The 12,165-nt window shown below is 53.9% G+C and carries 8 protein-coding genes; 6 read left to right on the top strand and 2 right to left on the bottom strand.

The window, feature by feature from the left end:
- Positions 1-8: 8 nt before the first annotated feature.
- A complete protein-coding gene (locus AABZ39_15665; protein MEK6796217.1) occupies positions 9-725 on the top strand; it encodes a hypothetical protein in 717 nt (238 codons plus the stop codon).
- A 115-nt stretch (positions 726-840) separates the two neighbouring features.
- Entirely contained in the window at positions 841-2,424 is a 1,584-nt protein-coding gene (locus AABZ39_15660; GenBank protein ID MEK6796216.1) for a hypothetical protein, read from the top strand.
- A 71-nt stretch (positions 2,425-2,495) separates the two neighbouring features.
- Here AABZ39_15660 and AABZ39_15655 read toward each other — a convergent pair whose 3' ends face one another.
- Together AABZ39_15655 and AABZ39_15650 are read right to left on the bottom strand one after the other, a co-directional pair.
- Complete coding sequence (locus AABZ39_15655; protein ID MEK6796215.1) at positions 2,496-3,860, bottom strand: PQQ-binding-like beta-propeller repeat protein; 1,365 nt, start codon at positions 3,858-3,860, stop codon at positions 2,496-2,498.
- Positions 3,861-3,879: 19 nt separating this feature from the next.
- Complete coding sequence (locus tag AABZ39_15650; protein MEK6796214.1) at positions 3,880-4,449, bottom strand: nitroreductase family protein; 570 nt, start codon at positions 4,447-4,449, stop codon at positions 3,880-3,882.
- A gap of 294 nt (positions 4,450-4,743) precedes the next feature.
- On the opposite strand from AABZ39_15650, the gene AABZ39_15645 reads away from it, so the two are divergent.
- The 4 genes from AABZ39_15645 to AABZ39_15630 are packed head-to-tail and all read left to right on the top strand — an operon-like array spanning position 4,744 to position 12,159.
- Positions 4,744-5,481: a helix-turn-helix domain-containing protein gene (locus tag AABZ39_15645; protein ID MEK6796213.1), complete on the top strand. Its 738-nt coding sequence runs from the start codon at positions 4,744-4,746 to the stop codon at positions 5,479-5,481.
- Positions 5,478-7,835 (top strand): hypothetical protein, encoded by a 2,358-nt coding sequence (locus AABZ39_15640; GenBank protein MEK6796212.1) that lies wholly within the window; start codon positions 5,478-5,480, stop codon positions 7,833-7,835. The genes AABZ39_15645 and AABZ39_15640 overlap by 4 nt, the downstream gene beginning before the upstream one ends.
- Positions 7,835-9,325, top strand: a complete 1,491-nt coding sequence (locus tag AABZ39_15635) for a sulfatase-like hydrolase/transferase (protein MEK6796211.1) — start codon at positions 7,835-7,837, stop codon at positions 9,323-9,325. Before AABZ39_15640 ends, AABZ39_15635 begins: the two co-directional genes overlap by 1 nt.
- Before the next feature lie 20 nt (positions 9,326-9,345).
- Positions 9,346-12,159: a glycosyl hydrolase family 28-related protein gene (locus tag AABZ39_15630; protein MEK6796210.1), complete on the top strand. Its 2,814-nt coding sequence runs from the start codon at positions 9,346-9,348 to the stop codon at positions 12,157-12,159.
- Positions 12,160-12,165 lie beyond the last annotated feature (6 nt).

Raw genomic sequence — 12,165 nt, 5'->3', positions numbered from 1 at the left:
GTTTTTGTATGAAATCGAAAAAGATCATGATCGTACTGGCCGGAATTGCGGCAATGATCATCGCGGGATGCAGCTCGTATCAGAAAGACCTGCTGCCGTCGATCAAATCTGTCGCATTGCTGAGCGTGACCGTGGGCACGGACATTCACCGGCCGGACCTGCCCAAACCGAACAGCGGCGGCATCACCCTGATCAACCTGGGGAAGACGGAGAATTTCGATATGAAGGCCGTGGCAAATAATCTGAAGGATATCATGCGTTCGCCGGAAGCACGATTCCCCTTCCAACTCGCCCCGGAAGATATCGTTTTTTCCGCAAAATCGGTAAAAGACACCTTGAAGCCGATGATGGTCTCATTCGCACCATTCGTTGAAGCAGAAGGATATTCGCGGGTGCAGGAAGATTCTGGCGATGTGCCGAATGCGGTAAAAGACCTGCCGCCGACCATCGATGGCGTGGGATTCGTTCACGCGAAATATTCTATCCTGAAAAAAACGCAGGAATTCCTGTTCGATAATGGCACAGCGTCCGTTGCCGTAGAGGTCACGGTCTATGTCAAGAGCAGGGCGAACAAAGGTGTTGTGGCTAAGTCCGCTCGTGTGGAATCGGGCCCCCTCCTCAAATTTGAGGCGAAAAGCCGGATAGACACCTCGAATTTCGTCGATGTCTGCAAGGATATTAATGCAAAAGCCATCGCAGAGATCATGAAGACGATAAGCGAATAGGTCCGCAGCGAAAGTTATGGATACCGCATATGTCGTTCGCATATGCGGTATCTTTTTTTTTAACAGGAACGAACGTAACTGTCCCGTAATTCAAGAAAAGCAGGAGTAAAAGAAGATGAAAAAGATTCTCACATCAGTAATGGCGGTCTGCATTCTCGCGGGGACGTCATTCGCTTCGCTTCAATATGACAGCAGCCTGTTCATGATGAGGAACGACACGGATTATCTGCAAGACCCGCTCTTTATTTTCAAATTACAGAAGAACGTTGCCGATCTCAATTTCTCGCAGGGATATCTCGGCGCCGGCATAGGGCTTACCGGCCCGGTACGCCTTGGTTTCTATCTGCGGGACAAAGAAAGCATGTCGTCAAGCTCGCCCATCACAACGACGCTATTGACGAATTTTGCAGGCATTGGCACGAACGCCAATATAACGACAACGACATCGGGCACATGGAACGATACATCCGTTCGCAGCTTGAACGCCGTTGTAGGTTTCGATGGCATGAAGTTCGGCATACTTGGTAACTTTGCCATGAACCAGAACGCATACGGCGGCTCATTGAATTTGACCGGCACCCCAACGAACAGCACCATGCTGGAAGTACCCGCGGTGGCCGGCGGCATGATATCGAACCGGCTTTCGACGAATTATAACGGCGGGATGATCAATAACTCATCGTATGTACTGACGATCACGCCGGCGCTGATGATGGGAGATCTGATGATCTATCTGCCCATCACCGGCGGAATATACAATGCGCGAACGAATTACAATCTAAATGCCTCCAATGAGTTCATGCCTACCCCCACGAACTTTGTTTTCGACGAAGCCCTTCTCCGCATCCCGATGTCGAACTATACGAGCAACCAGATCAGCCTCGGCGATTTTGGGACCTATCGTATCGGCATTGCCCCCATGGTCCGTATCATCTCGGCATCTGATACCATAAAGTTCGAACTGATGGGACAACTGAACATCGCCTGCAGTATAATGGGCTCCACCACAGCCGCTCTTGATTATCGGGCAGCAACGACAAATATCATGTTGGCTGCGACACAAATCACGCACGCGATATCGAACGTGACGTATCGCAGCGGCTACATGTCGCTACCTATCACTGCCACGGTATATCCGTTCATGCTTGCGCGCGTGACCGAAAATATAAAAGTGGGTATCGGCGCCTACCTTACCGGAGGATACACGCACACCAGTTACGAGGACGCAGCGACGAACTTTACACTGTTCATTACGAATACCTATACGAGAACGCTCACCACCCCGAACAATAACAGGTCAGCCGTGTCGATAGGCGCATGGAATGCAAGCGCTGCGCTGCCGCTCTATACGGAAGTCGCCCTGGCGGAATTCATTACATTGCGCGTTGGCGGGGCGGTAAGCTACAACTTCACCAGCACGACGACCACGACGGTATCGAAGGTCGACGATTTCCAGTATATCTCCGTATCAACCAATACAGGCGGTGGTTCGGTGACGACCAATTACACTGGCCCAAAGGCCGAAACCGCAAGCGCATCGTCAACGTATACGTCGACATTGAACACTATATTCTCGGCAGGACTGAGCTTTACTCCGATCAAGGACCTTCAGATCGATCTGAATCTGAGCGTACTTGGTGCCGGTGCCGACATCATGAATACAGCGAACTGGGGGATCGAAGCGATCTATCGTTTTTAAACCTCCGCTTTTCCGAAAGAAAAGGCCGTCCGCTGTGCGGGCGGCCTTTTCTCATTATCGCCGCTGCGCCTTCACGGCGTATCCCGCATATCATAGCACAAGAGCCGCATCGATGTGCCGTCCTTCCCGCGCCTGTTCTGACAGACATAAAGAAGCCCGCGCACTATCACCGGCGGCGTCCATGTCTCGTTCGCATGGAACAGCCGGGAACGTGAGAGCTCGCGATACCCGCCCGGCGAAAGGTCTATCCAGAGCACATGCCCCTCTTCCCCCAGACATAGGATGCGTCCGTCAACCTGCAAGAGCGAACAGAGATATGTCCCGGCATCCTCGTCCGCGCCCTCGCTCCACGTCGGCTGCGTACGCCAAAGCTCGCGTCCGCTCGCAAGCTCCGCGCAGAAAAGAAATGCATTCCCCGGCCCGTGGCCGTCAACACCGTAGAGATATCCTTCCTTTATGACAGGCGTCATGAAATGAACGCCGATGGAATCGTTCGTCCATACCGGTTTCATACCGTCCGGCGTTATCGAAAAGAATGCGCTCCCGGTGCCGTAGCATTCTGATATGAACACTCGTTCACCGTCGATGAGCGGGCTCGCCGCGTTCACTGATTCCCGTTTTTTTCCGCGCCAGGGGAATGATGCGCGAATCCTCCCGCTCGCCGGGTCTATATCGATAAGCCCGCCTGAGGGCGGCGTACTCTCCCCTCCTGCGAACACGAACACATGCCGCTCACCGCGAATTGTCGTCGGTATCGGCGAGGCATAGCTCGGCCCCCACTCGTTGCCGGAAGCCCAGATCATTTTTCCCGTTCGGCAGTCGAAAGCTGCCGCCGTCGCGCCCGGCGCCCCGACATTGACGATGAGCATGCCGTTCTCGACAAGCGGCGTCGCCCCGACCCCGAAGAAATTTTGTTTCAGTTTGAAATCAGATATGATATCTTTCTTCCATAAAATTGCCCCACTCGCCAAATCAAGCGCATGCAGCATGCCCTCGACGCCGATGACGAACACAATGCCATTATCGATCATCGGGCTTGCACGCGGACCGTGATCCCTGCGATACCGGTCCTTATAGGTCATAGCATATGCGAAACGCCAGTATCGTTTTCCCATTGCCGCAGAAAGGCAATCCACAACGGTCTCATTCCCCGCCCGATGGAAAAGTATGAGCCGATCGCCGTGTATGACCGGCGAAGCATACCCATCACCTTTCGGTATTTCCCAGACAAGGCGCGGCACATTCGGTGACAGCGTTCTTGCGAGCCTTGTTTCACGTGAGGTCATATTGTGCCGCGGGCCTAAGAATATCGGCCAATCCTCGGTGACGGCATCAGCGGCAAGCGGTTTCGGTGCGACGTGGAAGACAGCATCGGACTGTGCGGACAATGGAAAAATGAAAAGGGATGCGAATAGCAAATATCGTGATGCACGCATGTGCAGAAGCCGCCCCCTCTTACGAAAGTATGATGTCATCGAGCTTGCGCTTGGGCACATGATGCGCGCCGTCCGCCGTACGATAGTACTTCGTATCGCCGCCGGTTGGAATATCATCGATAATGACCGTTTCCGCCGGTTTCCCGAGCGCGATGACGAGCAGTATATCGTACCTGTCCGGAATGGAAAGCGCTTTTGAAAGCGGTATCCGTTTCACATTGCCTATCATGCAGCCGCCGAGCCCTTCTTCCGCTGCGCTGAGAATAATGCTTTGCGCCGCGATACCATGATCTATGCCGGCGTCTTTCTTTATCTCTTTATCAAGCAGAATGATGATATATGCGCTCGGACGTTCCCCTTCCTTCGGACCGCCCCATTCCTTGAGAAGCGCGGCCCAGAGCAGGTTCGGGGATATCAATGCATTGCGCTCCGGGGTATTGGATAGCATGAATTTCAGCGGCTGTGAGTTCCCGCCCGTCGGCGAAAGCCGCGCGCCGTCGATATACTTCCGGAGCGTTGCCGTATCGATCGCATGACTTTCATCAAAGCGGCGATAGCTTCGACTTTTCCTGATGAGTTCCTGCATCATGGGCGCTACACTCCTGATGTCGCCTTGCTGATGATGAACTATACACGAATTCCATTCTGCGTCAATCTCCTTTAAACTGTCGCGAAAATAGAGAACAGCGGGCTGCAACCCGCTGTTCTCATCGATTCTAATTGAATTTTGATGCTCATTATCCTTCGTTATTGGCAAATAGTCTTTTCGCAAAAGTCTCTTAAGATGCCCCCCTCATCAATGATGATCACCGCTTGACTTCCGTTGGTTTCATGCATATATTCGTCGTACAATATTATTATACATGGTTCACTATTATTGAATATGATACAAGTCATAGATAGAACATTCACCATCCTCGAATTCCTGGGAAAAGGGCCATCCGGCCTCAGGCTTATCGCCGAAGCGGTCAAGCTCCCCAAGAACACCACGAGCAATATACTCAAATCGCTCAAGGACCGGGGATATCTGGTGAAGGATGCCGACGGGATATACGCCCTTTCGGACCGATTTTCCGTGCTCACGTTCAAATCGCATATCGATCCATCGGTACTCGAAAGCGCGATACGGAACCTTTCCGTGTCTATCCGGGAATCGGCGGTCATCGCGGAGCTGCGCGGAATAGAACGATATACCGTGGCAAAAGCGGATGCCGACCGCGAAGTGGCCGTGAGCATGGACGTTTTCCGCGCTCGTTCATTCTACGGTCTTGAAACATCATGGATGCTGCTCGCCTTCTCCGACGATGAGACACGCAGTGCCGTCATCAAAGCGCGCGGACTCCCGACATCGGAAGAACGTGAGCATGCACAGACAAAAGAAAAGGTCATCGCATTGCTCGATACGATACGCCAAGACGGCATCGTCATACGCGTCAAGAACGAGACCGCCGTGCTGAGCGTTCCTGTTATTGAAAAGAGCGGGAGCGCACGCTTTGCCATCGGCGTCTTTCTCCCGGCAAGCAGATATATCGGCGATCACAAAGTTCATATAGAAAAAGCGATGCGGGAAGCCGCACGCTCGCTCGCACAGAAAATAAATACATCAGGAGCAGTACGATGAAAGACATGAAACTCACACTGGACGTAAAGAAGTTCGCACGAGAGATCGGAAGCGATCTTGTCGGCGTCTCGAACATCGAGCGCTGGATAAAAGCCCCCATCATGATGAGCCCGCAGGGGATACTCCCCACGGCGAAGTCGGTCGTCGTCTGCGCGGTACATCACCCCGATGCATGTATCGAACTCGGCGGACGCCCGTCCCCGCAGGATATCGGCCCCTATGCCGTGCAGTATACGATGAACAATCGCCTCGACCTCATCGCGTTCAAGATCGCGCGCCTCCTTGATGATAAAGGATACAAGACCGTTCCCATAGCATCGAGCAATATATGGCGCTATCGGCCCTACAAGGAATTGACGGCGATATTCGCACCGGACATCTCGAACATCTACGCACCGGTCACCGCCGGCCTCGCCGATCTCGGCTGGAACGGGCTCGCGCTCACGCCTGAATTCGGCGCACGCAACCGGTTCATATCCATCATCACCGAAGCCGCCCTCGCGCCCGATCCGCTCCTCGAACCGGGCAGCGTCTGCGACAAATGCATGGACTGCGTGAAGCATTGCAAGACGAACGCGTACCGCAAGGAAGTGAACGGAACGAACGTGCTCGAGATAGAGGACAAAAAATACAAGTTCTGCAATAAGAATCTCTGGCGCTGCGCCTGGGGCGAGCATTTCGATCTCGACCTCGATCTCCCCATACCCGAAAAAGTGGATGAGAAGGCCATCCTTGAGAACGTGAAGAAACACGGCATGCGCGGCGGCGAGATGGGAAGCTGCCTGCGCTGGTGTCTGCCAAAAAACTTACGCGTGAGCGAACCGTCGTATACCGACACCTGGCGCCGCAAACGTCACGTTACACCGAACGATACGCCGGTGCACCGCGACATCATCGATACCGTCGTCGGCATGGGGTACCGTGCACATCTCGATCTCATCGGTTTTACGGATGATAAGACGCTCGCGGACGGCGGTGTGCCGCTCCCGGAGCATCTTCCGGACGGCAAAAGCGCCATCGTGCTCGGCATCAAAACGAATCTCCCCAAAGAGGCCGCTGATCGCGGATCACTTTCAGGAAAATACGGCGAGAGCGCAGGCTTCTGGCTTCACTTCGCTGCATACGATATGACGCGCTATCTCGAACGGCTCGGCTACAGCGCCGTTGTGCAGACGAAGATCGACAACGATAAGGTCGCCGCATTGCACGGCTTCTCGAAAGGTGCGCAGTCTTCATCAAGCTCGACGATAGATCACGCGACACATGCGACGAAGATCGAGGGCGATGCGGGCGATGATATCACGCTCATCACCACCATCGTAACGAGCGCGAATTTCACGAAGGAAACATTCGATTTTTCCGCAGAGGAACAGTCCCTGGAAAAACTATCGCTCACCGACGCCGTCACCGCGGCGGCGAAGGAAGCGGGCGCCGATCTTGTCGGCGTGTCGCCTGCGTCACGGCTTGATGCGCTTGTGAAGGAACTGCGTACGGTGAAAGAAAATGAAGAGATACTTACCGCGAAGGACAAAAATACACGGTATATGGATTTTAATCCGGAGATAACGAGCACCTCGCGTCATCTCAGAACGACCGATGAATATCTTAAGGGCGCGAAGAACGTCCTTGTCATCGGCATTCACTATCCCGAAGCTGTCGTCGAACGCGCGGAAAAACCGCCGGCTGAGGCGGTGGGGCCGTATGTGTTCACATCGTATCAGACCTATCGCATGCTCGGCATGGCGGCGCTTGCGGTGACGAAAAAGCTCGCAAAGATGGGCTACCATGCCGTCTGGTCCTACGACATGATCGGCATCGCCTCGCAGGTGGGCAATCCCCGCGGCTATATCGCGGATGCGACAGCGGGTGCATTCGAAGCTGTGTCAGCCGGCCTCGGCGAACTGACCTATAACGGAACGGTGAACACAAAAGAGTACGGGATCAATCAGCGCTTCGTCACTATCGTTACCGATGCGCCGCTCACCGCTGCCCCGCTCAAATATGAAGCGAAGATCGAAACCACATGCAAAGCCTGCGGCAAATGTCTTACCGTATGCCCGGCGAGTGCGCTGTACAAAGACAAAGCGGTATCGCTCTCCATCGACGGCGGAAAGGCGACGTATATCTACCGCAACACGAAGAAATGCGACTGGTCATGCAAATACGCGCTCTGCGGGGAAGACGGCATGAAGTACATCGGCGCACAGACGAAATTCGTTAAACCGCCGGAAGCTGTCGACGACAAAAATCTCGCCGAAGCGCTTCGCGGAACCGACCCGATACAGAAGTACCGGCCGGTGACGGCGGAAAGCTGCATCATTCACTGTCCGCTTGCAAATGGGGAAAAAATATAGTGTCCTCCCTCGAAAAAAAACCGCATATCGTTATATTCAATCCTGACGAAATGCGCGCTGACGGGATGCGCCATCTGGGAAATCCGGCAGCGGCAACTCCCAATCTCGATTCTGTTACGGCTGTTGACGGCGTATCGTTCAGCGGAGCGTTCTGCCAGAACCCGGTGTGCACGCCGAGCCGCTGCAGCTTCATGAGCGGCTGGTATCTGCACGTACGCGGGCATCGCTCCATGACATACATGATGCAGCCCGATGAACCGGTGCTGCTGAAGACATTGAAAGACAGCGGGTATCATGTATGGTGGGGCGGCAAGAACGATCTTATTCCCGGCGAGAGCTCATGCGAACCGTACTGTCATGAGCGTTTTCAGGCAAAGCGTGAAGGCACCCGTAACGACAGAAAACTGCAACCGTTCCGCGCAAATGATAACGCGCATGCGTGGCGTGGTGAACCGGGAAGCGATACGTACTATTCGTTCTTTGCCGGCAAACTCGATACCGCAGGAGATACAGTTCATTATGATTCTGACTGGGCTGTTGTCGATGAAGCGATAGCGCAGATAAAGAACCGCCCGACGGATAAACCCCTGTGCCTGTTCCTTGCCCTCTCCTACCCGCATCCGCCCTATGCTGTTGAAGACCCATGGTTCTCCATGATAGACCGTACAAAGGCGCCGCCGCGCATCCGCGAATGGCAGGGAAAATCCGGCATGCTGAGGGGCCTCCATGAGCGGCTCGGCATGGATGGCTGGTGCGAAGAGCGTTGGACGGAGCTGCGCGCGGTGTATTACGGGATGTGCGCACGCGTCGATCATCAATTCGGCATGGTGATGAGCGCGTTGCGCGAAGCGGGGATATACGACGACACGGCGGTGTTCTTCTTTTCCGATCACGGTGACTTTGCCGGCGACTACGGCGTCGTTGAAAAATCGCAAAACACGTTCGAGGATGTGCTTACACGCGTGCCATTCGTGATAAAGCCGCCCAAGGACATTCCTGTCAGGCCCGGAGTACGCGATGCACTCGTCGAGCTCATCGATTTTCCTGCAACGGTTCTCGAACTAAGCGGTATAACACCCGGCTATTCACATTTCGGCAAGTCGCTCATACCGCTCATGCAGGGAGTTGACACAACACACCGGGATGCGGTATTCTGTGAGGGCGGGCGGCTCGCCGGAGAGCGGCATTGCACCGAAACAACCGCGGGCAATGATGAGCCGAGCGGCATGTATTACCCGCGTGTCATGATGCATCGAAGTGAATCGGGCGAACACGGCAAGGCGGTGATGTGCCGCACCCGAACGCATAAATATGTGCTTCGGCTTTTCGAGAAGGATGAGCTCTATGATCTCGTGAGCGATCCAAACGAACAAAAGAATATCATCGATGAACCGGCTATGCGCGAAACAGCCCTTGTAATGCGCGAGCGCATACTGAAATTCTTTCTCGAAACCGGCGATATTGTCCCGCATTTGATAAATAAACGTTGAAGTATGCAGGAGGTGCACACATGCGATTTTTCCTATACATAGCCCTTGCCTGCTTCACCGCCGGGGCACAGGAATTCGATGCACAATTCATCGAGCTCATCAAGCGTAAGAACAATCTCACCGAAGAGGGATGGAAACTGTTCGTGCCATACATACATCCCCTGGTCGCCTCGCCGATAGCAGAAGGGCTCGATCTTACCGTTCCGTCTGAGCTGGAAAACCAAGCGCTCGCCGCCATGGGTTTCGTCGATGTCACCGCCGCCCCGTTCAATGCCGACCCTTCCGGTAAGAACGATTCGACAAAGGCCGTCCAATCCGCCGTCGACTTCAGCCGCGATCATCAGATGGCATGCTTTTTCCCGCCGGGGATATATCTTATTTCGGACACGATAGTATGCAGGAATAAACTCGAGGTACGCGGGAACGGCAGGATACTGAACGCAACGGCTCATCCGTGTATATTGATCGGATCGGTACGCGATCCGAAAAAACGCGCGCGGCTTCTTCTCGCACCGAATGCCCCCGGCTTCAACGAGCCGGAAAAACGAAAGATAGTCATCCATTTCCTGAGCAGTTCATGTCCTAAGGTCGGCTTGAAAGCGTATAATGATCCCGAAAGACCGTTCGCTGCAAGCCAGTACAATCAAACCTTCCATGATATTGATATTGTCATCGGGGAAGCGAATGCCGGCGCGGTCGGTATCCGCATGCAGGCGGCGGAGGGTTCGAGCGTTCAGAACGTGACCATTGATGCAACGCACGGTCATACCGGCATGCTGGGCGCTTCCGGAAGCGGCGGCAGTCATCATGCGATAACGGTCATCGGCGGACGCATCGGCATCGACACGCGCGGTTTCCCGCCGGAGTTCAAAGAAACCGATACCGGAACGCAGCCGACACCCACCATGACGTACGTTCGGCTTTCCAGCCAAACAGAAGCTGCATTCGTTAATAAATCGCGCGGGCCGTTCATCGCCATCGGCTGGCATATCACTTGCGCGAGCGCACACACTGCGATAAAGAACGCCGCGCAGGAAGCGAATGCCCCGTTTAACGGCAGCATCGCCATGATAGACAGCATTATTGAATTTGAAAAGCCATCCCCGGATAACCGCGCACTAGCAAGCGAGCGTGATTTTTATTTCAATAATGTATATATAAAGAATGCCGCCATTATCTCGGATGATCGAAAAGGGAATCCCTCCGGGTGGATAGCGGTTCGTCACCTCGCCTCATCCGTGAAACCGCCGGATCATCGAGGCTATGCATTCGACACATCCCCCTATGTCGAAGAGAAAAGATCGCCGATAGTCTTTTCCGCCCGGAATGAAGCCCCCCCGTCCAACCTGTGCTCACGGCATTATTGGGGAAATGATTTCCCGTCATGGGAAAAAGGCGCGGTGAATGTGAAGGATTCGGCCATCGGTGCAAGAGGCGACGGAGTGACTGATGATACAAAAGCGCTGCAGAATGCCATTGATGCTCACGAGATCGTCTTCCTCCCCAAGGGGTATTATCTTATTACAGCTACACTCCGGCTCAAGCCGAACACAAAACTGATCGGCATCGACCATACACTCTCGCATATCATTTCAGGGGAGCAATTCGGCGGTGCGGCGGAGGGTACACCGCTGGTGGAAACGGCAGATGACGCCCAGGCACGGACCGTGATAGCCTTTCTCGGCATATGCCCGTCGGTACAGGGGAAAAGCGGGGTCAATGACAACATCCTCCATAACTATGCACTAAATTGGAAATGCGGAAGAAGATCGATATGCCGGAGCATCGATGTGGGATCGATCCGTCCGTATGGATTTCCCGCAACGATGCCGGCGGGTATCAGCAATTACACTTCGGTACGCCCCATGGTGCTCATCGAGAACAACGGCGGCGGGAAATGGTACAACTTTTACAAGGAAAGCGTCTATAATTATATGCCGAGCTATCGCCATCTGTCCTTACGGAACACAAAAGAGCCTATCGCCTTCTACCACATGCACGCCCAGGATGCCGACGTATTCGCACAGTGCGAAATATCGAATGCTGCCGACGTAAGTATCTACGGCATAAAGACCGAACATCAGACGCGATTCCTCTATGCGCACGACAGCCGTCATATCCGCGTTTTCGGCCTGGGGGGCTATGCGACCGCGCTCAAGGGCTCCGCGCATCTGCTTTTCAGGAATGTCGACGACATCCTCATTTCCAACCCGGGGGACCAGGCATGGCTTGAGCCGACAAAATTCTGGACGAATGTCCGGCCGTATTACCAGTACAATATAAAAGAATATCACCCGTTCATCATAGAGCGGCAGAACGGCTCTTTCGCCTGCCCATCGCTCGATCGGCCGATTGCGTTTTTCAGCGGTGAAACATATGCCGATCTTAAACAGAATGCCGCGATAAAAAAGAAAGCGGCGCACAATGAATTGATAAAGGATGTCCCGCGCGATGCGGCGGTCACCGGAATAAAAAAAGGGATAAAGCGCTGCGCCGAACGTTATGAGATTACCGACTTCCCAGATAATTTCTCGGACCAGACATGCATCGCAGTTCCCCGAGGCGATCCCAAAACCGCAGGCAAGGGATTTTCGTTCTCTGTCACATCACCCTCGGCACTCTATATCATTGTTATGCGCAAAGCGGGGTACATGCCGCCATCCGACTGGAAAAGGACCGATATGACCGTCACCTATCGCATTAATGAGAAGCTCGCCATGACCGATGATGTCTATGTCCTGAAGACCGAAGGCGGGAGGATCGATGTGCCGCAGCATGACGGCAACGATGGTACGTTCGGGATCCCGCATATGGCCGTGGTGATACCGGAATAGAAATCC

The organism is Spirochaetota bacterium (assembly GCA_038043445.1).
In the GTDB taxonomy this organism is placed as follows: domain Bacteria; phylum Spirochaetota; class Brachyspiria; order Brachyspirales; family JACRPF01; genus JBBTBY01.
This window is presented reverse-complemented; position numbering and strand designations above follow the sequence as displayed.

Excerpts from the sequence above, each read along its gene's own strand:
- AABZ39_15660 (MEK6796216.1), top strand. The coding sequence starts at position 841 with ATGAAAAAGATTCTCACATCAGTAATGGCGGTCTGCATTCTCGCGGGG.
- AABZ39_15665 (MEK6796217.1), top strand. The coding sequence starts at position 9 with ATGAAATCGAAAAAGATCATGATCGTACTGGCCGGAATTGCGGCAATG.
- AABZ39_15645 (MEK6796213.1), top strand. The coding sequence starts at position 4,744 with ATGATACAAGTCATAGATAGAACATTCACCATCCTCGAATTCCTGGGA.
- AABZ39_15650 (MEK6796214.1), bottom strand. The coding sequence starts at position 4,449 with ATGATGCAGGAACTCATCAGGAAAAGTCGAAGCTATCGCCGCTTTGAT.
- AABZ39_15630 (MEK6796210.1), top strand. The coding sequence starts at position 9,346 with ATGCGATTTTTCCTATACATAGCCCTTGCCTGCTTCACCGCCGGGGCA.
- AABZ39_15640 (MEK6796212.1), top strand. The coding sequence starts at position 5,478 with ATGAAAGACATGAAACTCACACTGGACGTAAAGAAGTTCGCACGAGAG.
- AABZ39_15655 (MEK6796215.1), bottom strand. The coding sequence starts at position 3,860 with ATGCGTGCATCACGATATTTGCTATTCGCATCCCTTTTCATTTTTCCA.